Annotated in this window: 20 protein-coding genes and 1 riboswitch; of the genes, 9 read left to right on the forward strand and 11 right to left on the reverse strand. The window is 64.4% G+C overall.

Going from position 1 to position 23,907, the window contains the following annotated elements; translation table 11 throughout:
* Nucleotides 1–51 precede the first annotated feature (51 nt).
* The 10 genes from RTP54_RS22450 to RTP54_RS22495 all read right to left on the reverse strand — a co-directional run bounded on the left by RTP54_RS22450 (nucleotide 52) and on the right by RTP54_RS22495 (nucleotide 11,455).
* Nucleotides 52–843: a L,D-transpeptidase gene (locus RTP54_RS22450; RefSeq protein WP_312365844.1), complete on the reverse strand. Its 792-nt coding sequence runs from the start codon at nucleotides 841–843 to the stop codon at nucleotides 52–54.
* Between the two features lie 73 nt (nucleotides 844–916).
* A complete protein-coding gene (locus tag RTP54_RS22455; RefSeq protein WP_112832547.1) occupies nucleotides 917–1,882 on the reverse strand; it encodes a murein L,D-transpeptidase family protein in 966 nt (321 codons plus the stop codon).
* A 307-nt stretch (nucleotides 1,883–2,189) separates the two neighbouring features.
* On the reverse strand, nucleotides 2,190–2,837 hold the full coding sequence (gene dhaL / locus RTP54_RS22460) for a dihydroxyacetone kinase subunit DhaL (RefSeq protein ID WP_312365845.1): 648 nt from the start codon (nucleotides 2,835–2,837) through the stop codon (nucleotides 2,190–2,192).
* A 57-nt stretch (nucleotides 2,838–2,894) separates the two neighbouring features.
* Nucleotides 2,895–4,982 (reverse strand): bifunctional sugar-binding transcriptional regulator/dihydroxyacetone kinase subunit DhaK, encoded by a 2,088-nt coding sequence (locus RTP54_RS22465; protein WP_112815133.1) that lies wholly within the window; start codon nucleotides 4,980–4,982, stop codon nucleotides 2,895–2,897.
* Nucleotides 4,983–5,264: 282 nt separating this feature from the next.
* On the reverse strand, nucleotides 5,265–5,906 hold the full coding sequence (gene dhaL / locus RTP54_RS22470; RefSeq protein WP_312365846.1) for a dihydroxyacetone kinase subunit DhaL: 642 nt from the start codon (nucleotides 5,904–5,906) through the stop codon (nucleotides 5,265–5,267).
* A 15-nt stretch (nucleotides 5,907–5,921) separates the two neighbouring features.
* Nucleotides 5,922–6,914: a dihydroxyacetone kinase subunit DhaK gene (locus RTP54_RS22475; protein WP_312365847.1), complete on the reverse strand. Its 993-nt coding sequence runs from the start codon at nucleotides 6,912–6,914 to the stop codon at nucleotides 5,922–5,924.
* Nucleotides 6,915–6,944: 30 nt separating this feature from the next.
* Complete coding sequence (locus tag RTP54_RS22480) at nucleotides 6,945–7,718, reverse strand: SDR family oxidoreductase (RefSeq protein ID WP_112811134.1); 774 nt, start codon at nucleotides 7,716–7,718, stop codon at nucleotides 6,945–6,947.
* Nucleotides 7,719–7,779: 61 nt separating this feature from the next.
* The gene (locus RTP54_RS22485) at nucleotides 7,780–8,766 is read right to left on the reverse strand and encodes a substrate-binding domain-containing protein (protein ID WP_112811135.1); all 987 of its coding nucleotides are present in this window, start codon (nucleotides 8,764–8,766) and stop codon (nucleotides 7,780–7,782) included.
* Between the two features lie 147 nt (nucleotides 8,767–8,913).
* Entirely contained in the window at nucleotides 8,914–9,918 is a 1,005-nt protein-coding gene (locus RTP54_RS22490) for an ABC transporter permease (RefSeq protein ID WP_112811136.1), read from the reverse strand.
* Between the two features lie 58 nt (nucleotides 9,919–9,976).
* Nucleotides 9,977–11,455: a sugar ABC transporter ATP-binding protein gene (locus RTP54_RS22495; RefSeq protein ID WP_312365848.1), complete on the reverse strand. Its 1,479-nt coding sequence runs from the start codon at nucleotides 11,453–11,455 to the stop codon at nucleotides 9,977–9,979.
* Nucleotides 11,456–11,755: 300 nt separating this feature from the next.
* On the opposite strand from RTP54_RS22495, the gene RTP54_RS22500 reads away from it, so the two are divergent.
* The 9 genes from RTP54_RS22500 to RTP54_RS22540 all read left to right on the forward strand — a co-directional run bounded on the left by RTP54_RS22500 (nucleotide 11,756) and on the right by RTP54_RS22540 (nucleotide 23,559).
* A complete protein-coding gene (locus RTP54_RS22500; protein WP_312365849.1) occupies nucleotides 11,756–12,826 on the forward strand; it encodes an HlyD family secretion protein in 1,071 nt (356 codons plus the stop codon).
* Nucleotides 12,826–15,612: a ribosome-associated ATPase/putative transporter RbbA gene (gene rbbA, locus RTP54_RS22505; protein WP_312365850.1), complete on the forward strand. Its 2,787-nt coding sequence runs from the start codon at nucleotides 12,826–12,828 to the stop codon at nucleotides 15,610–15,612. Before RTP54_RS22500 ends, rbbA begins: the two co-directional genes overlap by 1 nt.
* Nucleotides 15,613–15,614: 2 nt before the next feature.
* Nucleotides 15,615–16,727, forward strand: a complete 1,113-nt coding sequence (locus RTP54_RS22510; protein WP_312365851.1) for an ABC transporter permease — start codon at nucleotides 15,615–15,617, stop codon at nucleotides 16,725–16,727.
* 92 nt (nucleotides 16,728–16,819) lie between these two features.
* A riboswitch (cobalamin riboswitch) is annotated at nucleotides 16,820–17,029 on the forward strand.
* Between the two features lie 175 nt (nucleotides 17,030–17,204).
* The gene (locus RTP54_RS22515) at nucleotides 17,205–19,118 is read left to right on the forward strand and encodes a TonB-dependent receptor domain-containing protein (RefSeq protein ID WP_312365852.1); all 1,914 of its coding nucleotides are present in this window, start codon (nucleotides 17,205–17,207) and stop codon (nucleotides 19,116–19,118) included.
* A complete protein-coding gene (locus RTP54_RS22520) occupies nucleotides 19,118–19,987 on the forward strand; it encodes an ABC transporter substrate-binding protein (RefSeq protein WP_312365853.1) in 870 nt (289 codons plus the stop codon). Before RTP54_RS22515 ends, RTP54_RS22520 begins: the two co-directional genes overlap by 1 nt.
* On the forward strand, nucleotides 19,984–20,985 hold the full coding sequence (locus RTP54_RS22525; RefSeq protein WP_312365854.1) for an iron ABC transporter permease: 1,002 nt from the start codon (nucleotides 19,984–19,986) through the stop codon (nucleotides 20,983–20,985). Before RTP54_RS22520 ends, RTP54_RS22525 begins: the two co-directional genes overlap by 4 nt.
* Nucleotides 20,982–21,776 carry an ABC transporter ATP-binding protein gene (locus RTP54_RS22530; RefSeq protein ID WP_312365855.1) on the forward strand — a complete coding sequence of 265 codons (795 nt, stop codon included), beginning with the start codon at nucleotides 20,982–20,984 and terminating at the stop codon, nucleotides 21,774–21,776. Before RTP54_RS22525 ends, RTP54_RS22530 begins: the two co-directional genes overlap by 4 nt.
* A gap of 11 nt (nucleotides 21,777–21,787) precedes the next feature.
* Nucleotides 21,788–22,822 (forward strand): DUF6925 family protein, encoded by a 1,035-nt coding sequence (locus RTP54_RS22535; RefSeq protein WP_312365856.1) that lies wholly within the window; start codon nucleotides 21,788–21,790, stop codon nucleotides 22,820–22,822.
* 116 nt (nucleotides 22,823–22,938) lie between these two features.
* A complete protein-coding gene (locus tag RTP54_RS22540) occupies nucleotides 22,939–23,559 on the forward strand; it encodes a pentapeptide repeat-containing protein (protein WP_112832548.1) in 621 nt (206 codons plus the stop codon).
* Nucleotides 23,560–23,592: 33 nt separating this feature from the next.
* On the opposite strand, the gene RTP54_RS22545 is transcribed toward RTP54_RS22540, so the two are convergent.
* Nucleotides 23,593–23,847, reverse strand: a complete 255-nt coding sequence (locus tag RTP54_RS22545) for a hypothetical protein (RefSeq protein WP_112811314.1) — start codon at nucleotides 23,845–23,847, stop codon at nucleotides 23,593–23,595.
* Nucleotides 23,848–23,907: the final 60 nt, after the last annotated feature.

A 23,907-nucleotide genomic window follows, 5' to 3' on the forward strand; every position in this document is an offset into this window, starting at 1 on the left:
CGCCACGGCTCACGCGTGGGGGCATTGCTGCTCCCACGTCGTCCTCCCGCCTCAATAGATCGGCGGGGGTGCTCCGGGGATGCCGCCTTCGCCGGGAAGCAGGCTGTTCTGCGGCTCCATCTGTTGCGCCGCCATGCCGCCGGCTGACAGATCCGTCACCACGATTGGCGTGCCGTTCGGCACACGGTCGTAGAGGTCGACGACGTCCTGGTTGATCATGCGCACGCAGCCCGACGACACCGACTGGCCGATGGTCCACCATTCGGGCGAGCCGTGGATCCGGTAGAGCGTGTCCTCGCCATTCTGGAAGATGTACATGGCGCGGGCGCCCAGTGGATTTTTCAGCCCCGGCTCCATCCCGCCGGCCTCGATGCTGTATTGCTGCAGCTCCGGCTGGCGGGCGACCATCTCGTTCGGCGGCTTCCAGCGCGGCCACGGCCGCTTGTACTGGATGACGCCGCGACCGGCCCAGGCAAAGCCTGCCCGCCCGAGGCCGACGCCGTAACGCATCGCCTGCCCATTTTCATAGACCCGATAAAGGAAATGGTTGCCGACATCGACGACCAGCGTTCCTGGCCGCTCGCCGGTCGGGTCAGGAACCATCTGCCGGTAGTAACGCGGGTCGATCTTTTCGTAAGGGATAGCCGGCAGCGGATAGGTCTCACCCGGCTTTTCGCCGTACATCTCCGAAAGCACGGTGTTGCCGACCGGCACCGGTTCGGGGGCCGGCGCATATTGCTGCGAAACCTGCTCGCGCGGCGTGCCGCACCCGGCCAGTCCGAGTGCCGCTATCCCGGCAGAAAGCTTCAGGAAGGATCGGCGGCCGACATTACGGTGGGGCATGGGTGTCCTCAGTTACCTACGTTCGACGACCACCGGGCGAGACCGCATCAGCGTCATCGCCCGCCGCCACCGCTCACAGGCCGGCAAAGGGATCTGCCAGCGCCGCATCCGGTCGGCTAATGGGGTATTTAGTTGCGGATATCTTGGCGGCCAGCTTTTCAGCACCGTTTTTCTCAAGCAGCGCCCGGAAGCTCGGGTGCATGCCGCCATCGACATAGGCGTTGATGGGCGCCGTGGTCTGGTTGGCGACCAGGCCGGCGATCTTGGCGTCTTCGCTTTGAAGCCGTGCCATCAGCCCGGCGTCGGGCGTCGCCGCGGCCGCCGGGCAGGCGGCAAGCGGGCTTGTCGGCTCGCCGCCGACGAATTCCGTATTGAAGACATAACGGCCGCCGCACACCGAGACCTTCGGCTGGCGCTTCGTCGCCTCGAAGATGTCGTAGCCCTGCTTGATGTTCTTCCAGAAGGCAAAGTTCGGATCGCTGCTGTGACTGGCCATGTTTGCAGCCGTCATGCGGAACGGATAGGCCTGGACCTGGAACTGTCCCTGGCCGCCGGCAAGGGCGCGCTGGACAACCGCGTAGATTTCGCCGACCCCCTGGTCCGTCAGCGCGTAGCAGCCCGACGAAGAGCAGGCACCATGCACCATCAGCGCCTCGCCGGTATAGCCGAGCGCGGATTCCAGCCGGTTGGGATAGCCCAGATTGAACGACAGATAGAACTGCGACTTCGGGTTCAGCATGCTCGCGGACACGTGGTAGAAGCCTTCCGGCGCCTGGCGGTCGCCGGCCTTGGTCTTCGGCCCGAGCTTTCCCGACCAGCGGCACATCGGATAGGTCTTCAGCAGCGCATACTGGCCAGACTTGTTCTGCTTCCAGATCTCAAGTTCGCTCTCCTGCTTGAAGATGCGAACGAGGACCGGGCTTTCAGGCTTGGAGCCGTTCTTGGCCATGGCGCCGATCAGCTTGGCCGGGATCGGCGGCGGCGCGCGAACGTCGTCGAATTCCGACATGCAGCCGGAAAGGGCGATGGCGGCCATCATGGCGACAGCGGCGCGGCGGGCCTGTTTCGTCTTGCCCAGAATCTCGCCGGTCTTGGACGGCGACAGGGAAAGAAGATGTCTCGTTATGCGCCGCATGCGGGCTCCTTGAAATGGCGACCGGACCTTAAAACCTCAAGCCGCTATAGCTGCAAGCGCTTGCGGCTGGCTTTCGTCTCGCGGCAGTTCAACAAAACTTGAACGCCGGGCATTTCCGATGCACACCAGCCTTGGCATGTGATGGTAAATTTTGTCCAAACAGCGGCATCACGTGCGCGTGACCCGGTCGGATCTGGTCGCCGCCCGCGTGTCAGGCCGCATTGTTCAGCGAAGATGCCATGGCGCGCAGGATCACCACGGATGATGCGGCCCCAGGATCGACATGGCCAAGCGAGCGTTCGCGCACCCGGGCCGCGCGTCCCTTGGTGGCAATCATCGAGCGCGTGGCGTTGGCGCCGGCCTCGGCCGAAGCGACGACGTCGTGCCAGAAACCGTCCGCACTCTTGTTTTCGGCAAGCGCTGTCGCTGCGGCGTCAGCTGCCGGCAGCCAGGCATCCAGCATCGTCTTGTCGCCGCGTTGTCCCTTGCCGCGTTCGCGCATGCCCGAGCCCATGGCGTCGATGATGGCGGCGCAGGTGGCAAGGTCGAGTTCGGTCTTGCCGGCGACAGCCTGTGCTGCCCGGCGGAAGGCCGTCGCATAGAGCGGCCCGGTCGAGGCGCCGACGGCGTTGAGAAAGGCGCCGGCCGCCGTCGCCATCACGTCGGAGATATGCGCTTCATCAAGGTCGAGCTTTGCCAGTTCGGCTTTCACCGCCAGGAAGCCGAGCGACATGGTGGTGCCGTGGTCGGCATCGCCGATGGCGCCATCGAGTTCCGACAGATGATCCTTCTCGGCTTCCACGGCATCGGAGATCACCTGAAACATGCTGACCAAGCGGCGCGCCGCATTTTCCGACATCACTGTCCTCCCAGAACGCCCGGTCCCCATGATGGATCATGGATCCCTGACGGAATGCTAATTGATACGCAGGAAAGCCGTTTCGCAAGGGTGGTGCAGCAGCCCGGTCAGTTCCTGGTCGAGATGGAGGATCGAGATCGATGCGCCGACCATGTCGAGAGACGTGCAATAATGGCCGATCCAGTTGGCTTCAATCTCTATGTTCTTGGCGGCAAGGCGCTGCGCCACGCGCCGGTAGAGAATATAGAGCTCCATCAGCGGCGTCGCGCCGAAGGAGTTGATCAGAACGGCGACCCGATCTCCCGATGTCGCCTTCATCTCCTTGAAGATGTTGTCCATGATGGCGTCGGTGATGTCGTCGGCGGGCTTGATGCGCTCGCGCGTCACGCCGGGCTCGCCGTGGATGCCCATGCCGATTTCCATGTCGTCGGGACCGATCTCGAAATTGTGCCGCCGCGTCTGCGGCATTGCGCAGGGCTCGAGCGCTACGCCGACCGTGTAGGTTCTGAGGTTCGCCTTGCGGGTGACGGCCTCGCAGGCGTCGAGCGAAAGGCCCTGGTCGCAGGCCGCACCCGCGATCTTGAAGATGAAGAAGTTGCCGGCAACGCCGCGCCGTCCCTCGCGATCCTCGATCGGTGAGGAGGCGATGTCGTCCGTGGTGAGGACGGTGCGGACCTTGATGCCTTTTTCCTCGGCGATCTCAGCGGCCATCTCGAAGTTCATCACGTCGCCGGCATAGTTGCCGTAGACGAAGAGCACGCCCTCGCCGCCGGATGCGGCCACCGCGCATTGGACGATCGGGTCAGGCGGTGGCGAGGAGAAGATGTTGCCGACGGCAACTGCGTCGGCGAGCCCTTTGCCGACATAGCCGAGGAAGCAGGGCTCATGTCCGGTGCCGCCGCCGATGACAAGGCCGACCTTGCCCGGGCGCGGCCCCGATTTGGCGACAAGCGCGCGATGCGAGCCGTTGATCGGTTCGATGTAGTCGCGGTGCGCCCTGACGACGCCGTCCAGCATTTCCTCGACGACTTCATTGGGGTTGTTGAGGAATTTCTTGACGTGGGTGCGGTAGGAGCTGGGCGTCTGCGCCAGCTTCGGGCGTTGCGACATGCGCGCGTCGAGGCCGGTGACGCCATCGGCCCTGAGGATGCCGTGACCCGTGGCGGCGTCGGTGATCAGCACGTTGACATAGCCGCCGCGCAGTGCGGCAAGCAGCGCCGGTACCTTGTCGAAGCCGCCGGCAACCGCGATGCGCGTGCCGATCCGGCGCAGCACGTCGAGCGAAATGCCGACCGTCCTGTCGTCGAGCGGCCCGGAGACGGGGCGGCCGCGCTCGTCGATGAAGCGGCCCGCGACGACACCCACGGCCCCAGCCGCGAGATAGTCCTGCAGCGATACGGTGTCGAAGAAGCCGCTGGTATGGATCGTCGAGTTCGGGCGCAGCGACGAAATGCCGAAGAGGATGCGGTTGGCCTGTGAAAGCGTGGCGAATTGCTCCTGCAGCAGCGGCTCGTCGAGCAGCATCTGCCGCAACGCACCCGACTTGACGATCGCCGGCGCGGTGATGCCGACGCAGCGCGCGCCGATGGCACGGGCGATCGATGCGGCGCAGAGTTCGGGCGTATAGGAAAATGCCGCCGTCGTGCCGCCGGTCGCCTGCACCACGGTCATATCCTGAAGCGCCTGCGCCTCCGCATGCTCGCCGACCGACATGACCGTGCGGCCCCAGGAGACCGCCAGCGTGTCGCCGGATTTCACCAGCTTCTGCAGCGCCATGGCGCCGGCGACGCCGAGCCGGTCGATCAGCGGCCGGGCATTGTCATCGCTCGGAACGACGAGACAGTCGGAAAGGCCGAAATGGCGCTTGAGTTCCTGGGCGATCGTCAGCGAGGCGAGCCGTGCCGGCTCGAGCGAGATGTTGACGATGCCCTTTTCGCGGGCGTCGGCGAGGTAGCTGTTGACGGTCGCACGCGAGACGCCCATGGCATCGGCGATCTCACCCTGGGTCATGCCATCTTCGTAGTAAAGCCAGCAGGCCCAGACATAGGGATCGTCACCATAGCGCAAGGGGATGGCATCCGACGGGTCGGTCGTGGCGCTTCTGCCGGCGCCGCCCTTTCGTGACGAGGATGTCTTCGATGTCATCTGGTTGCGTTCGTTCCCTGTTTTGGTTGGTGAACATGGAAGCAACGTCGTGCTTTTGCAACCTTGCAGCAGTGCGACTTTGGCCGGGCCGAAGGAAGTGCCAGGTTTATACAGTCGATTTGTTGCGCCACGCATTTCGGTGCGGGCGCCGGCCGGCGCCACCGGCCGAACTCCCTTGGTCGCGGTGCGCGATCCCGCCGTATTCAGCGGGATCGCGCCGGCCCTGGGAGGCGTAGCGTTCAGGCAAAGGCACGCTAGCCGTGCCGTCGCCCTCGTCGTGAATTAGGCAAGGCGCGCGCGGGCGCCGAGCGAGAGTTCCTTCAGGATGATCGCGCAGGAGGTGGCGCCCGCATCGAGCACGCCGAGCGAACGCTCGCCGAGACGGCTGGCGCGACCGATCTTGGCAACGAGATCAATGGTCGAATCGCGGCCAGCCTCGGCGGCTGCAACCAGCGCGTCGAGCGCTTCCTCGAACGGCTTGCCATCGGCCGTCGCGCCGTCGAAGGCTTCGACTGCCGGAACGAGCGTGTCGATCAGCGTCTTGTCGCCCACCTTGGCCGAGCCGATCGACTGGATGCCCTCGAGGCCGGCATGCAGCATGGTGCTGTAGGTCGCGGCATCGATGGCAGGAACGCCGTCGAGCTTTTCGGCGAATTCGGTGAACATCACGCCGTAGAGCGGGCCCATCGAGCCGCCGATCTCGGTCATCAGCACGGTGCCGAGCGTGTCGAGCGCCTCCGACAGGGTGGTTTCCCTGTCCTTCAGCCGGTCTGCCGCCATGCCAAAGCCCTTGGCCATGTTGACGCCGTGGTCGCCGTCGCCGATCTTGCCGTCGATTTCGCTCAAGTAAGCGCGGTTCTCGATGATGCGCTCTGCGAGCGACAGCACGATCGCGCCGGAACTGGCGTTGCTAAACGTCTGCATGATACGCCTCTTTCGTCACAGGATGGTGGTGCAGCGAACCTCGACGTCGAGGAGCGCCTTGAGTTCGTCGTCGAGCGCCAGAACGGTCAGCGTCGCGCCGACCATTTCGAGCGATGTGAAGTAGTTGCCGATATAGGTGCGGTAGATCTTGAGGCCGCGAGCGGTGATTTCCTTCTCGATCGTGTCGTTCAGGATGTAGAGTTCGTTGAGCGGCGTGGCGCCAAGGCCGGAAACCAGCACTGCGACTTCGGTGCCAGATTCCAGATTGTGATCGTCGAGTACGATCTGGCACATGTCTTGCGCGACTTCGTCGGCGGTCTTCAACGCCTCGACCCGCACACCCGGTTCGCCGTGGTGGCCGATGCCGACTTCCATGGTGCCGGGCTCGATCTGGAAGTTCGGATGGCCGACGGCGGGAAGCGTGCAGGGGCCAAGGCCGACGCCGATCGAACGGCAATTGTCGATCGCCTTCTGTGCGGTTGCGCGCACCTCTTCGAGGCTTGCGCCTTCGGCTGCCTTGGCGCCGCCGATCTTCCACATGAAGATCTCGCCGGCCACGCCGCGGCGCTTCTCGCGCTCCTCGGGCGGTGCCGAGCAGACGTCGTCATTGGCAACGACGGTCAGGACGTCGATGCCGTCCTTGGCCGCAAGCTTGATCGCCATCTTCACGTTCATGTTGTCGCCGGCATAGTTGCCGTAGAGGCAGACGACGCCCTTGCCGCCATTGGCTTCGCGGATGGCGTCATGGAAGCTTTTGGCGGTCGGCGACGAGAACAGCTCGCCGACGGCGACCGCGTCGAGCATGTTGCGGCCGGCGTAGCCGATGAAGGCCGGCTCGTGGCCCGAGCCGCCGCCGGTGACGACGCCGACCTTGCCGGCGATCGGCGCGCCCCTGGCGACGACCACGCGCGGGTTGTCAGCCAGGCGAACGATGTCCGAGTGAGCCTTGACGAAGCCCTTGACGGTATCCTCGACGACCTCGTCGGGATTGTTGATGAACCTTTGCATGGTGTCTCCTGTAGATGGGGTCGTGGCTCGTCAGAGAATGGTGTAGCCGCCGTCGATCAGAAGATCGGCGCCGTTGATCATGTCGGCTCCCGCCGACGACAGGAACACGGCGGCGGCCGCGATCTCTTCCGGGTAGGCGAAGCGGCCGGCCGGGATGCGCTTCTTGGCAGCCTCGCCCTTTTCGCCGCTCCAGGCCTTCTTGCCGAGCTCGGTCAAGACGATGGTCGGCGAGATGGTGTTGACGGTGATGCCGTGCTTGCCCCATTCGGCCGCAAAGGTCTTCGACATGCCGATGACGCCGAACTTCGAGGCGCAATAGGCGACATGGTCCTCGATCGCGACGGTGCCTGCCTGCGAGGCGAGGTTGACGATCTTGCCGCCCTTGCCAGCCGCGATCATCGCCCGGCCGACGGCCTGGGTGACGAGAAAGCTGCCCTTCAGGTTGATGGCGATGGTCTTGTCCCAATGGTCGAGCGACAGCTCTTCGGCGGGTGCCAGGAAAACGACGCCGGCGCTGTTGACGGCGATGTCGATACCGCCAAAGGCGGCGACCACGCCTGAAACGGCCGCATTGACCGAGGCCGCGTCCGAAACGTCACAGACGAACGGCCTTGCATCACCCCCGAGAGCCGTGGCCTTGGCGCGCGCGATGTCTTCGTTGATGTCGAGCACGGCCACTTTCGCGCCCTTTTCGGCAAAGGCGCTGGCAACGGCCGCGCCAATGCCGGAGGCGCCGCCGGTGACGAGGGCAACCTTGCCGCTCAGCGGAAAATTGAGGTCGATCTGGGGTGTGGTCTCGGTCATGTCCTGGTTCCCTCGGCGGTTTGAGAAGCGGGGCGGGAAGGCCGCCCCGCTTCGGTTGGCGTTACTTGCGGGCTTCGAGCAGCTTGTCGACGTTCTCGGTCGTGACCGGCGTCCAGGGAACGTTGTATTCCTTGCCCTTGCCGTCGTTGAACGGCATGTCGGGATACTGCGCCCAGATGTCGGACTGCGGCTTGTAGTCGCCCTTCTTCGCCTGGAAGATCGCGAGGTCGAGCGCGCCCTGCGCCTGGGCGCGGGCATCCTGTAGGATCGACGTCATCGTGCCTTCCTTGACGGCCGTCAGAGCATCGGTCACGCCGTCGATACCGGCAATGGCGAAATCGTCGACCTTGAGGCCGGCCGACTTGATCGCTTCGATCGCGCCGAGCGCCATCTCGTCGTTCTGGCCGATGACGCCGTTGATCTGGCCCGCATGCGCCGTCAGCCAGTTTTCCATCAGGGTCTGGGCTTCGGCACGCGACCAGTTGGCGGTCTGCTGCTCGAGAACCTTGACGTCAGGGCACTCGGCCAGCGCCTTCTTGTTGCCTTCCAGGCGGGAGATCTGCGCCGACTGGCCGATCGGCCCTTCGATGATCACGACATTGCCCTTGCAGCCGATCTTGTCGAGCACGGTCTTGGCTTCCATGTAGCCCGAGACGGTGTCGTCGGAGCCGACATAGGCTGTCAGGAGATCGGAGTTGACGCGGGTGTTGGAACCGACGACCGGGATGCCGGCGTCGTGGGCGGCCTGAACGGCGGTAGCACCGGCCTCGATATCGATCGGAACGAAGATGATCGCGTTGAACTTCTGCGTGATCATCGTGTTGAACTGTTCCTGCTGGACCAGGGCGTCGTAGCGGCCGTCGAATACGGTCAGTTCGACTTCGCCGCTCTTGACAGCGGGATGCTCCTCGAGGGCTGCCGACCAGATCTGCATGAATTCGGCGTTCAGACCGTAAGGTGCGGCGCCGATCTTGAGCTTTTCCTGCGCGACGGCTGACGACGCGAAGAGGGCCGTGGCGGAGGCCAGGGCGATCACGAGTTTCTTCATGCTACTCCTCCTTGAGTGTTGTTTCCGCGGCCTTCATGGCGCACGGGTTGGTGGACGGCCGCTGACGGGCGGCCATTCCTCGGGGTCAACGACCCTGATTTTCGGGTGAGCGACCCTGACCCCTTGAGGGCAGGCTCGCTGACGGGGTCAAAGACCCTGATTGCGCTTCTGGTCGAGCATCACGGCGCCGACGATCAGGGCGCCCTTCAAGACCTGCTGGTAGTAGGATTGGATACCCATCAGATCGAGGCCGTTGTTCATCACGCCGATGATCAGCGCGCCGATCAACGTCCCCGTCACCCGGCCGACGCCGCCCGAAAGGCTGGTGCCGCCGATGACGACCGCTGCGATCGCGTCGAGTTCATAGGCGATGCCGGCCTGCGGCAGGGCCGAACCCGTTCTCGCCGACAGCATCATGCCTGCCAGGCCGGAGAGCCCGCCGGAAATGACATAGACGAGGAAGCGGATGCGGGTGACGTTGATGCCGGAGGTCTTTGCCGCGTGCGGGTTGCCGCCGACGGCATAGATGTAGCGGCCGAAGCGCGTGCGCGTCAGGATCCACCAGGAAGCGAGAAAGACGATGGCGAGCAGGATGACCGGCATCGGGATGCCGAGGATGTTGCCCGTTCCGATCCAGCGGAATTCCGGCGTGAGCGCCGGCACCGGCTTGCCGCCGCCATAGATCAGCGTCATGCCGCGTGCTGCGGACAGCATGCCGAGCGTGGCGACGAAGGCGGGAACCGAAAAGCGCGAGACGATGAAGCCGACGATGATACCGCAGGCGACGCCGACGAGAATGCCGATCGCCAGTGCCACAAAGAAGGGGTAGGGCGCCCCGGCGACGCCGGCCGTGGCCGATGTGGTCGCGAAGCTGGCGCTGACCATGCCGGCGAGCGCCACCACCGAGCCGACGGAGAGGTCGATCCCGCGCGTGAGGATGACGAAGGTCATGCCGATCGCCAGCACGCCGTTGATCGACGTCTGCAGGAGCACGTTGGAGATGTTGCCCGGCGTCAGGAAATACTCGTTGGAGAACGAGAGGATGACCGCCAGGAGCAGGAAGGCGAGAAAGATGCCGTATTCCTGGATCAGCGTGCCGCGTTTTTCGGCGCTGAACCAGCTGCTGGACGGATTGTTTTCTATATTGGACACGGTTCTCAGGCCCCTTTGATGTCGGACAAGCGCTTTTGGCGTCGATCTCGCGGGTGGTTCAGGTCGATAGATGCACGAGCGACTGGGCGTCCGTCGCCCGGCGCTCGTAGATGCCGGCGGATTTTCCCTGGCGCATGACGAGGATGCGGTCGGACATGCCGAGCACCTCGTCGATCTCGGAGGAAATCATGACGACGGTGCCGCCGGCGGCGGTGAAGTCGCAGATGATGCGGTAGATCTCGCGCTTTGCCCCGACATCGACGCCGCGGGTCGGCTCGTCGAGCAAAAGCAGTCGCGGCTGGCGCAGGAACCACTTGCCGAGCACCACCTTCTGCTGGTTGCCGCCCGATAGGCCAGAGACGGGCATCGTGTCGCGCGCAGCCTTGATGCCGAAGCGGGCGATCATTTGGGCGCTGGCTGCAGCCTCGTCCCGCCCCTTCATGACGAAGCGCGGGCTCATCTCTGGCAGGCTCGCCAGGCAGATGTTGCCGCGAACGCTGTCGGCGAGATTGAGGCCGCTGACCTTGCGGTCCTCGGTGACAAGCGCGATGCCGCTCGCCATCGCGTCGGCGGGCTTGCTGACCGTGATCCGTTCGCCTTCGAGCAGGACGCTGCCCTGCGACGGGCGATCGAGGCCGAACAGGCAGTTGAAGATTTCCGTGCGGCCCGAACCCATCAGTCCGTAGATCCCGAAGATCTCGCCCTTGCGCACGGAGAACGAGATGTCCTCGATCTTGCCCGGCAACGTCAGGCCCGAAACCTCCAGGCCGATCGTGTCGGTCGGATCATTGGTCTTGATGTATTCCTCGCCCAGTTCGCGCCCGACGATCATCTTGATCAGGCCCGGACGATCGATATCGGCAAGCAGCCCGCTGCCGACATAGCCGCCGTCGCGGAACACCGTGTAGCTGTCGGCGATCTGGAAGATCTCCGACAGCCGGTGCGACACGTAGACGACGCCCTTGCCCTCGGCCTTGAGGCGGGCAACCGCGGCAAACAGGTGCTGTGCTTCCTTCTCGCCGATCGCCGATGTCGGCTCGTCCATGAAGATGACTTCGGCTTCATGGCTGAAGGCCTTGGCGATTTCGACGAGTTGCATCTGCGCGACCGAAAGCGTCATCATCGTCTGGGTGGCGCGGATGCCGAATTCGAGCCGGTCGAGAAGCTGCTGCGCGTCGCGGTTCATCTTCTTGAAGTCGATGCCGCCGAACCGCCCCGATGGCTCGCGCCCGAGGTAGATGTTTTCGGCGACCGTCATGTGCGGAACTGGGCTCAGTTCCTGCTCGATGATGGCGATGCCGGAGGCAAGCGCCTCGGCCGGGTTGCCGTAGCGCACCTCCTTGCCGCGCCGCCAGATCGTGCCGCCGTCGCGCTGCTGGATACCCATCAGGATCGAGAGAAATGTCGATTTGCCGGCGCCGTTGCCGCCGCACAGCGCGTGGACGGAGCCGGCCTGAAGTTCAAGGCGACCGTCGCGCAAGGCCGCGACGCCCCCGAATGATTTCTTCAGTCCTTCAACCTTCAAAAGCGGTTGCATGGTGTCCTCCCACGCTGCGATGGCGATTTAGCCGCCACCGATTTCGACAAAAATCACATGATGATCGACATCTGTCAATATCGAGATTTTACTTTTGATTTTTTTGGTCGTCTTTTGTCAAAATCGAGTTTGGCCGTGGCATGAATTGACATGAGTCAATGCAGGCCTCCGGCCCCTCGGGCTTGTTTTAGCGATCCGTTTACGTCGCGATGACGGTTTGCCACGCCGGGCCTATTCCCGGTTGAGTTTGGGTCATCGCGGGCTATTGTCGTGCTGTGCATTGGAAGGTGGGACGCTGATATGGAAAAAGCCCGGAAGAATTGGCTGATACTCGGCCTCGCCGTTCTGGCTCTGGCCGGCGGCTACTACGCCTGGCAGAACCTCGATCGCAACGCGCTGCCCGCAGGGATCGCCAGCGGCAATGGCCGCATCGAGGCGGTCGAGATCGATATCTCGACGAAAACGCCGGGCAGAATCAAAGAGATCATGGTTGACGAGGGCGACTTCGTCACTGCCGGTCAGGTGCTCGCCCAGATGGACACGGTCCAGCTCGAAGCCCACAAGCGCCAGGCAGAAGCGCAGCAGCAGCGTGCCATCGTCGGCGTCGAAGCGGCAAAGAACTTGGTGACCCAGCGCGAGGCGGAAAAGGCCGCAGCCGAAGCCGTGCTGGCGCAGCGCCGGGCACAACTGGACGCTGCCGAGCGGCGCCTCGCCCGATCGGAGCAACTCGTCAAGACGAGCACCGTCTCGCAGCAAGTGCTGGATGACGACCGTGCAACGGCGGAAGGCGCCCGCGCTGCGGCGAAGGCCGCGGAAGCCTCGCTTGCGGCATCCGATGCCGCGATCAATTCGGCGAAATCCCAGGTGATCGATGCGCAAGCCTCGGTCGAGGCGGCCAAGGCTTCGGTCGAGAGCATCGATGCCGACATCAACGACAGCACGCTCGTCTCGCCGCGCGACGGCCGCATCCAGTATCGTGTCGTCCAGCCCGGCGAAGTGCTGGCGGCAGGCGGCCGCGTGCTCAATCTCGTCGATCTCGGCGACGTCTACATGACCTTCTTCCTGCCGACGGAACAGGCCGGCCTGTTGTCGATCGGTAGTGAGGTCCGGTTGATGCTCGACGCCGCACCGCAATACATCATTCCCGCCAAGGTCTCCTATGTCGCCGATGTCGCCCAGTTCACGCCGAAGACGGTCGAGACGGCCGAAGAGCGCCAGAAGCTGACCTTCCGCATCAAGGCGCAGATCCCGAAGGAGCTGCTGAAGAAGTATATCCGCATGGTGAAAACCGGGCTTCCCGGTGTCGCCTATGTCAAGGTCGATCCCAAGGCCGAGTGGCCGGCGAGCCAGACCGGCACGCTGGTGCAGTGATGGCGGATCCCGACAGGGCCGGCCTGTCGCCGGCAGAGCCCGTGGTTCGCCTGAATGCCGTCACGCTTTTCTACGGCAAGGTGAGGGCGCTCGATGACGTGACACTCGACGTCCCCTCCGGCTGCATGGCCGGCCTGATCGGGCCCGACGGGGTTGGAAAATCGAGCCTGCTCTCACTCGTCGCCGGCGCACGCGCCGTCCAGGGCGGCCGCGTCGAGGTGCTAGGCGGCGACATTGCCGATGCCGGCCATCGCCGCCGGACCTGCCCGCGCATCGCCTACATGCCCCAGGGCCTGGGCAAGAACCTCTATCCGACGCTCTCCGTGTTCGAAAACGTCGATTTCTTCGGCCGGCTGTTTGGCCATGATCGCGAGGAGCGCGAGCGGCGGATCGCCAGCCTGCTTCAAAGCACCGGCCTTGCCCCCTTCGCCGACCGTCCGGCGGGAAAGCTTTCCGGCGGCATGAAGCAGAAGCTCGGCCTCTGCTGCGCTCTCATCCACGATCCCGATCTCCTCATCCTCGACGAGCCGACAACCGGCGTCGATCCCCTGTCGCGCCGGCAGTTCTGGGAGCTGATCGACGAAATCCGCACCGAGCGGCCAGGCATGAGCGTCATCGTCGCCACCGCCTATATGGAAGAGGCGGCTCGCTTCGACTGGCTGGTGGCGATGGATGCCGGCCGGGTGCTGGCGACGGGGACGCCGGACGAACTGCTGCAAAAGACCGGCGTCGACACGCTTGATGCCGCCTTCATCGCGTTGCTTCCGGAAGATCTCAGGCGCGAGCATCATGACGTCGTCATTCCGCCGCGCCCGGAAGGGGTGGGCGACGATATCGCCATCGAGGCCAACAACCTCACCATGCGTTTCGGCGATTTCGTCGCCGTCGACAATGTCAGCTTCCGCATCGGCCGCGGCGAGATCTTCGGCTTCCTCGGCTCGAACGGCTGCGGCAAGACGACGACGATGAAGATGCTGACGGGCTTGCTTGCCGCAAGCGAAGGCACGGCCAAGTTGTTCGGCCGCGAGGTCGATCCGCGCGACATGGAGGTGCGCCATCGCGTCGGTTACATGTCGCAGGCCTTCTCGCTCTATACCGAGCTCACGGTCCTGCAGAACCTCGAACTGCACGCCAAGCTCTTCGGCATGGCGGCGGACACGATACCGAAGCGGATCGAGGAGCTTGCCGATCGTTTCGACCTTTCGGGCGTGATGGCGGCGCTGCCGGATGCCTTGCCGCTCGGCGTGCGCCAGCGCCTGTCGCTGGCGGTCGCCCTGATCCATTCGCCCGATATCCTCATCCTCGACGAGCCGACATCGGGTGTGGATCCCGTCGCGCGCGACAGTTTCTGGCAGATCCTCGTCGACCTCTCGCGCAACGAGCAGGTGACGATCTTCATCTCCACCCATTTCATGAACGAGGCGATGCGTTGCGATCGCATGTCGCTGATGCATGCGGGCAAGGTGCTGGTCAGCGACACGCCCTTGGGCATCATGAAGAGCCGCTCGGCATCGACGCTGGAAGAAGCGTTCATCGCCTATCTGGAAGAGGCGATCGCTGGCGCCAAGCAGACGGCCCCTTCCGTGGTGAGGGCGCAGGCTTCGTCGAAGCCGGCAATCGCCCAGGCGGTCGAACGAAAGGCGTCGGCGACGTCCGGGTTCTTCGACGTCGGGCGCATGTTCAGTTACACCCGCCGCGAGGCGCTGGAGCTGGTGCGCGATCCCATCCGGGCGACACTTGCGACCATCGGCACGGTCATCCTGATGTTCGTCATCGGCTATGGCATCAACATGGATGTTGAGGACCTGACTTTTGCGGTGCTCGATAACGACCAGACGACCACCAGCCGCGAATATATTCTGGAAATCGCCGGCTCGCGCTATTTCATCGAGAAGGACCCGATCACCGATTACGCCGACCTCGACCGGCGCATGCGCAACGGCGAACTGAGCCTCGCGATCGAGATCCCTCCGGGCTTTGCCCGCCGCGCCGCCCGGGGCGACACGGTCGAGATCGCCGCCTGGATCGACGGCGCCATGGCGAGCCGCGCCGAAACGGTCAAGGGCTACGTGCAGGGCCTGCATGCCCATTGGCTGACCGGCAAGATCCGCGAGCGCTATGGTGCCGCGGCCACCGCCGGCACGTTCAAGATCGAGACGCGTTTCCGCTACAATCCCGACGTCAAGAGCATCGTCGCCATGGTACCCGCGGTCATCCCGCTGTTGCTGATGCTGATCCCGGCCATGCTGTCGGCGCTCAGCGTCGTGCGCGAGAAGGAGCTGGGCTCGATCGTCAATCTCTATGTCTCGCCGGTGACGCGGCTCGAGTTCCTGGTCGGCAAGCAGCTCCCCTATATCGCGCTGGCCATGCTCAATTTCGCGCTTCTGACCGCCTTCGCGATCTTCGTTTTCCGGGTGCCGTTTACCGGCAGTCTTTTGACCTGGACCGTCGCGGGCCTGATCTATGTCTCGGCAGCAACGGCCATGGGGCTCGTGATCTCCACCTTCATGTCGAGCCAGATCGCGGCGATCTTCGGCACGGCGATCCTGACCCTCATCCCGGCCATCCAGTATTCCGGGATGATCGATCCGGTATCCTCGCTTGAAGGGGCGGGCGCCTTCATCGGCCAGATCTACCCGACGACGCATTTCATGACGATCGCGCGCGGGACCTTCTCCAAGGCGCTCGGCTTCGGCGATCTCGCCGGCGCTTTCGTGCCTATGCTGATCGCGGTGCCGGTGCTTTTGACGATCGGCACCTTCTCCCTCAAGAAGCAGGCGAGGTGACCATGCGCCTGTCCCACATCTACCAGCTCGGCATCAAGGAACTCTGGGGGCTCTGGCGCGATCCGATCCTGTTGATCCTGATCGTCTATTCCTTCACCCTGTCGGTCTATACCGGCTCGACCGCGATGCCGGAGACGCTCAATCGCGCCGCGATCGCCATCGTCGACGAGGACCGTTCGCCGGTGTCGACGCGGATCTCGACCGCGTTCTATCCGCCCTATTTCGTGCCGCCGCAGATGATCACGCCGGCGGAGATGGACCGGCGCATGGACCAGGGGCTCGATACCTTCGCGCTCGACATACCGCCGAATTTCCAGACGGATCTGCTCGCCGGCCGCTCGCCGACGATCCAGCTCAATGTCGACGCGACGCGCATGAGCCAGGCCTTTTCGGGCAACGGCTATATCCAGCAGATCGTCACCGGCGAGGTCGCGGGCTTCCTCGACCGGCACCGCAGCGAGCAGCAGCTGCCGGTCGATCTGGTCCTGCGGGCGCGCTACAATGCCGAGTTGAACAAGGGCTGGTTCGGCGCAGTGATGAACGTCATCACCAACATCACCATCCTGTCGATCGTTCTGACCGGGGCGGCGCTCATCCGCGAGCGCGAACATGGCACGGTCGAGCATCTGCTCGTCATGCCCGTGACCCCGTTCGAGATCATGGTCAGCAAGGTCTGGTCGATGGGACTTGTGGTGCTCCTGGCTTCGGCCGTCTCGCTGGTCTTCGTCGTCAAGGGCGTGCTCGCCGTCCCGGTGCAGGGCTCGTTTGGGTTGTTCCTGCTGGCTACCGCCTTGCAATTGTTCGCGACAACGTCGATGGGCATCCTGCTGGCCACCATCGCCGGCTCCATGCCGCAGTTCGGCCTGCTCTTGATGCTGGTGCTTCTGCCGTTGCAGGCGCTCTCCGGCGGCATGACGCCGCGCGAAAGCATGCCCGAGATCATCCAGACCATCATGCTCGCCGCACCCAACACCCATTTCGTCATCCTGGCGCAGGCGGTGTTGTTCCGCGATGCCGGCCTGGACGTCGTCTGGCCACAGCTTCTTGCGCTTCTGGTAATCGGCGCTGTCCTCTTTGCCTTCGCCATGCGCCGCTTCCGGGCATTCCTGAAATAGACCGAGCGTGGCGTGTCGCGGGCAAAGCGCGCGCAGACTTTTACCAGTGGAAAATGCGACCGGCGGTTGACGCGCCGCCGGCATCTGGTAGGTCTCGTCCCTGCGAAACAGGTTCCGTCATGCGATGGATGAAAAGGGAACACGGTGAGGATTACCCATCAGGGGCCGATACCGCGACTGCCCCCGCAACTGTAACCGCCGAGCGGAACCCCATGAAGCCACTGCGCGACATCTCGCGTGGGAAGGCGGGAGGAAGCGACGACGCGGAAGTCAGGAGACCTGCCTGTTTCGGTCACCCATGCCTGGACACGAGGGGTGTCGAGGCGCGGCCGTCCGTAGCGGTGACATTGGAGCAATGTTGCCGCGTGCCGCAGACGGCGCCGGGGTGGTCGCTTGTCGTCTTGCCTCAGCCATTGTCTGCCCGCGGTCGATCGCGCGTGGGCCGGATCGTGCCCGTCGCGCCGGAGTGGGGACGACATGACGAAACAATTGACTGGCGCAGCCGCGCTGGTTCTGACCCTCGTGGGCGGTGCCCAGGCACAGGACCAGGGCACAAACGAACAGCCGACGAAACTTGAAAAGATCCTGGTTTCCGATGGCCTGACGCCGACCGAGCAGCGCAAATCCGGACGCGCCTTTACCGTGATTACCGGAGATCAGATCGAGAAAAACCAGATCCGCTACGTCGCCGACGCCCTGCGTCTGGTTCCCGGTTTCTCGGTCTCGCGCACCGGTGCCCCCGGCGGCCTGACGCAGGTGCGCGTGCGCGGTGCGGAAGGCAATCAGCTCTTGGTGGTGATCGATGGCGTCGAGGCGAACGATGTCTCTCAGGGCGAGTTCGATTTCGGTGGCCTGGTTGCCGACGACATCGAGCGCATCGAAATCCTGCGCGGACCGCAAAGCACCTTCTGGGGCGCCAATGCCATGGCAGGTGTCATCAACATCGTCACCAAGAAGGGAAGCCGCGATGGTGCCGTGTCAAACGCCCGCACCGAAGTCGGCGGCGACGGCACCTGGCTTGGCGGCCTGTCGACCCGCGGCGGCGGCGAGGGCTATGATTACGCGCTGTCCGGCGTGTTCCAGAGAACCGGCGGTTTCAATATCTCCGATACCGGCTCCGAGGATGACGGCGACCGTAATGGCACCGTCAACGGCAAGTTCGCCTTCGATCTCTCGCCGGATCTGCAGCTCGACGCGACCTTGCGGGCCGTCAACCGCAAGACCGACCTTGACGCACAGGACTACATGACGGCGCTGACCTACGACACACTGGACTACACGCGATCGCGTGAGCTGTCGGGCTCGCTCGGCCTGACCCATTCGGCGCTCGACGGCGATCTCACCCAGAAGGCGCGCGTCTCCGGCCTCGACGTTCACCGTGACAATGTCAGCGGCTTCGGGCGATCCTGGAACGACGGCAACCGCTACAACGGCAGCTACCAGGCAAGCTACGGCTTCGATGGTGGAGACGGTATCCGCCACCAGATCACCGGTGGCTACGAGTGGCAGCGCGAGACGTTCAGGCCGTCGCATCTGCTCGAGACCTTCAGCCGCAATGCGCATTCGCTCGTCGGCGAGTATCGCGGCGAGTTCGCCGACCAGTTCTTCGTCAATGCAGGCCTCAGGCGCGATTTCAACGATCGCTTCGAGGACGCGACCACATGGAGCCTCAGCGCCTCCTGGGAGATACCGGGCAGCGATACGCGCCTGCACGCATCCGTCGGCACCGGCGTGACCAACCCGACCTTCTACGAGCAGTTCGGGTATATCCCGGGAACCTTCATCGGCAATCCCTACCTGAAACCGGAGGAGAGCCTCGGCTGGGACATCGGTGTCGAGCAGAGCTTCTTCGACGACGGTCTGACTGTCGATGTCACCTATTTCGACCAGAACCTTAAAAACGAGATCGCCACCGTCTACGACGCCAGCTTCCGCTCGACGCCGGTCAATCGCTCCGGCGAAAGCCTGCGCCACGGGGTCGAGGTCTCCGCGATCGTCGACTTCTTCAACGGACTGACGACGACGGCGACCTACACCTACACCGCCTCGAGTGAGCAGACGCTGGCCGGTGGTCCGCGCCTGCAGGAAGTCCGCCGTCCGCGACATGCCGCAGCGCTCGATGCGGCCTACGTCTTCCATGATGATCGCGCGCGCGTCTTCGGCGAGGTCATCCTCAACGGTCGGATGCAGGATGTCGCCTACAGGCCCGGGCCCGAGAGAGTGCCGCTTGGCGCCTACACGCTCGTCAATGTCGGCGGCAGCTTCAAGGTCAACGACACGCTTGAGGTCTTCGGCCGCGTCGACAACCTTTTCGATGAGGATTATGAGGAGATCTACGGCTACAACACGCAAGGCGTCACCGCGTTTGCCGGATTGAAGGCCACATTTTGATGATATCCGGTTGGTGTCGGCGATTTCTGGTTGCGGGGCTGCTTTGGGCAGCCTCGCCTGCTGGCATCTCGGCGGCCGAAACGCCGCGCCGCGTCGTTTCCATGAATGTCTGCACCGACCAGATGGCCATGCTTCTGGCGGATAAGGGACAGCTCTATTCGGTCTCCTATCTCGCCGCCGACGCCTCGACCTCGGCGCTTGCAGACGACGCTAAGCGCTATGTCCTCAATCACGGGCTTGCCGAAGAGATCTTCCTGATGAAGCCGGATCTTGTCATTGCCGGCACCTACACGACACGCACCACGGTCGACCTGTTGAAACGGCTCGGCTTTGTCGTCGAGGAATTTGCGCCCGAGGTATCGATCGCCGAGGTCAGGACCAACCTGCGGCGCATGGGGAAAATTCTCGGCCGCCAACAGCGAGCCGACGCACTGGTGGCGGCAATGGATGCAGAGATCGCACGGCTGCAGGCGATGAACTTGTCTGAGGTCGAGCTGGCGCTCTACTACGCCAACGGCTTCACCTCCGGCAGCGGCACCCTTGTTGCCGACATCGTCGGCATCGCCGGACTGGAAAATCTGGCGGAAAGGCTCGGTATTTCCGGCACCGGCAAACTGAGCCTGGAAGCGCTGGTGCTCGCCCGTCCGGATCTGATCGCCGTCGACGCCAGCCCTGATCGAGGGCCGGCGCTGGCAAGGCAGACCTTCGACCATCCGGCCTTCCGGGCCATTTCCGCCGGGCACCGGGCCGTCCAGCTCGACAGCCGCTACACCATCTGCGGCGGGCCGTTCACGCTGATCGCCGCCGGCATCCTGCAGCAGGCCGCCATGACGCTTGGCGGCGTGAAACCCGACATGGGGAAACGATGACCGAAACCGCCCGTTACCGCCTGCTGATCGCAGTTCTTGCCATGGTGGTCGCCCTTCTTTTCGTGCTTTCGCTGACGGTCGGTCCGGCGGAAGTCGCGCCGTTGCAGGGGCTTTCGGCGCTTTTCGCTGACGACGACAGCCTGATCGGGCTGGTGATGCGGGAAATCCGCCTGCCGCGGGCGATCCTCGGGTTGATGATCGGTGCAACGCTCGGGCTTTCCGGCGCTGCCCTTCAAGGCTATCTGCGCAACCCGCTCGCCGAACCGGGGCTGATCGGCGTCAGCGCCTCTGCTTCGCTCGGCGCGGTCATCGCCATCTATACCGGACTGTCGGCCCTCATGCCGCTGGCACTTCCGTTGATGGCGCTCGGCGGCGCGCTCTGCGCCGTGCTTGTCGTCCGGCTGATAGCGGGCGCGGATGCGCGGCCGCTCTCGGTCATCCTCGCCGGCGTCGCCGTTTCGACCTTTGCCGGGGCGATGACCTCGCTGGCGCTCAATCTCTCGCCCAATCCGTTTGCGGCGATGGAGATCATGTTCTGGATGCTGGGCTCGCTCACGGATCGCTCGATGATCCATGTCTGGCTGGCCGCGCCCTTCATGGTGTTCGGCTGGCTGATGCTGGCAAGCCTTGGCCGCGCGCTCGATGCGCTGACGCTGGGGCATGAAACGGCGGCCAGCATGGGCGTCGACATGCGGCGGGTGCAGCGTCTTGCAGTCATCGGCACGGCCGCCTCCGTCGGGGCGGCGACCGCGGTTGCCGGCGCCATCGGTTTCGTCGGCCTGATCGTTCCGCACCTGTTGCGCCCGCTGGTCGGAGCGCGGCCCTCGCGGCTGCTGCTGGCCAGCGCGCTCGGCGGGGCGGCCCTGTTGCTGGCTGCCGACATTCTCGTGCGTGTGGTGGCGCCCGGCCGTGACCTCAAGCTCGGCGTGCTGACGGCGGTCGTCGGCGCGCCGTTCTTTCTCGTCCTTGTCCTGCGCGCACGGAGGCAGATGGCATGAGCCGGCTTGCCGTTTCCAATCTCGCCGCCTCGCTCGGGGGCAACCGGGTGCTGAAGGACATCGCTCTCGACGTCGGTCCGGGCGAATTCGTCGGCCTTATCGGGCCGAACGGTGCCGGCAAGTCGACGCTTTTGCGCGCCTGTCTTGGCCTGGTGCCGTCGAGCGGCGACATTCTCATCGACGGGCAGGATCTGCGACGTATGGCGCCCCAGGATCTTGCGCGCCACGTCTCCTATGTCGCCCAGGATCGGGACATCGCCTGGCCGATCACGGTGGAAGCGCTCGTCGATCTCGGCCGGCAGCCGCATCGCGGCGCCTTCGCGCGACCGACAGATGGCGACCGGGCGGCGGTCGAAGCAGCACTCGAGCGCATGGATATCATCGCACTGCGCGCGCGCCGGGCGACCGATCTCTCCGGCGGTGAAAAGGCGCGGGTGCTGATTGCAAGAGCGCTCGCGCAGCAGGCCGGCCTGCTTCTGGCCGACGAACCGGTCGCAGGCCTCGATCCGGCCCATCAACTCGCGCTGATGCAGGTGTTTCGCGATCTCACGCCTCATGGCACCTCCGTGATCGCCTCCATGCATGATCTCGGTCTGGCGGCGCGCTGGTGCGATCGGCTGGTGCTACTCGAAGGCGGGCGCATCGTCGCCGACGGGCCACCGGCAACCGTGCTGACCGCCGATCTCCTGCGGCGCGTCTACGGCATCGAGGCCTATGTGGCCGAGACCGGAGGCGGGCTGGTCGTGCAGCCTACGCGCCTTGCGCAAACCACGAACGAACAACAGAATTGAGGGACAAATTCATGGCCGACCTTGCCGACGTGCTGCGCACCCATCTGAAAGACCCGGAGGCTGGATGGAGCATGGGGACGTTCGGCGCCATTGCCGAGTTTCATCAGGATCCGGGCGAAACACTCATCGTCGACAGGCCGGATGTGCTGTGTCGGGCGACGGAGCGCGGCGGCGTGCTGATCGATGTGGCGCGGCTTGGTGATATCGTTCCGGTCGCCTGGGAGACTGTGAGCCCGAGGGCGCATCGCTGGAGCCACGCAGTCGCGCTTTGCCTGCCTGAAAGCGATGCCCGGCGCCAGGCGCGCGCGGTGTTGAGCGAACTTGGTCGCGACGACGCTGCCATTCGCCCGGGTGATCGCGGCGCGATCCTGTTCGACATGGGGCTTTCTCTGCCGCAATGCGATTTCTGCATCCGCACCGACGACGCGGCCCTGATCGACACCTTGAGGCGAAGCCTCGGTAGGTCCCTGTTCGAGCCCGACAATGCGGCGATGGCAGCGATCCTCAAGGCCCATCCCCATCGCGTCGCGGTGACGGCGATCGGCCGCGTCGAGGTCTACCAGAAGATCGGCGGGCCGGACACCGGCGGTGTCTCTCCGCCCGGCCCGCACACCCACGTGCTGGCGCAACTGCTGCGCAGCGGCCGCACCCATTCCGCCAACACGCCGATACCACCGGGCCTGCTGCCGCTCGGTAGCCTGCACCCCGGCAATCCGGTCGTCGGCCCGATGGGCGAGGAGCGGGCTTTCGACCCGCATCTGCACGAGCGGTTTCAGGCGCTTCTGGGGCGATACGGCAATGAGGCCACGGTCACCGCCAAGGCTGAGCTCATCGCTGCCTTGGCCCGCGATGACCGCCCGAAGGACTTTGCCGGCGCCAACAGCCGTTCCACCCGCGCCGTCATGCGCGTTGCCCTCAGGCAGCAGGAACACCTCGCCCGCCGGAACGGCGACGACGAGCAACTTGCAAGGGTTCTCGCCTGGCGCATGGTGCATGACCGCGCCGTCGATGTCGCAGACACCGACGATGAAGCGCCAGGGCATTGAAGGCGAAGGCAACGGCCGCTGCCGTCCCGAGCGCGCCAGGTCGCCTTGCGTCGCAGCCGTTTTCACGCCAGACAGGCGATGAACGCAATGCTGGAACCGAAGAAGGGCAGGGGACGATGGCCGAACGCAAGCACGGAGAAGCAGCCCCCGCAACCGAGACAACCGTTGCCGGCGCCGACTGGTATGGGCTCGACGTATCCGATCGCGACCACAGCCGTACGCTGTTTTCCGATCTGGACATGACCGAAGCCACCAGCACCGGTGCCGTCTTCAAGGACTGCACCTTCCGTCGCGCCAAATTCAACTGCTCGCACCATGACGGCAGCGCCTTCATCAACTGCACCTTCGTCGGCTGCAATTTCTACGACGTCGATTTCAGGGACTGCAAGTTCGTCGGCAGCATGTTCGACAGCTGCAAGTTCGACGCGACGCGGGTCAAGGGCGGCAACTGGTCGTTCGTCGGCCTGCCCGGGGCGGATCTGCGCAGCGCGGTTTTTACCGATGCGGTCCTGCGCGAGGCCGACCTGACCGGAGCGCGTTGCCAGGGGGCAACCATGACCGGGCTCGACCTGTCCGGTGCCTGGCTTCACAGCGCCGATTTTACCGGATGCGATCTTCGCGGCAGCGATCTGAGTTCGATCGAGCCCGAAACGGTGACGCTGAAGCGTGCCGTCATCACCATCGAGCAGTCGGTGATGATCTGCGAGGCCATGGGCCTGGTGGTTCGGGCGTCCTGACCGCGTCTGTAGGACGAAAAACGGCGGGAAGCTCTAGTTTCGCGGCTCGCCGCTCGGGGCATAGACCGTCTTCTGCTTGAAGGCGAAGATATTGCCGCAGCGGCAGCGGATCATGTGCTTGGCCGGATCGCTGGACGGACGTTCGGTGGAAAAGCCCGTCGGCATCTGGTCGATCTGAAAGCCGCGGGTCCTCGATTTCGGATCGTCGTTCTCCGAGGCCTCTGCAAAGCCGGAGGCACCGCACTTGGCGCATTCCAGTTTTCTCGAATAACGATCTCTCGACACGATTGTCCCAATCCAAATCAATATGGACCCGGACTATAGGAGGCGAAGCTCAGGTTCAAGGTC

The sequence above is a fragment of the Ensifer sp. genome (assembly GCF_031989085.1).
Classification (GTDB): Bacteria; Pseudomonadota; Alphaproteobacteria; order Rhizobiales; family Rhizobiaceae; genus Ensifer.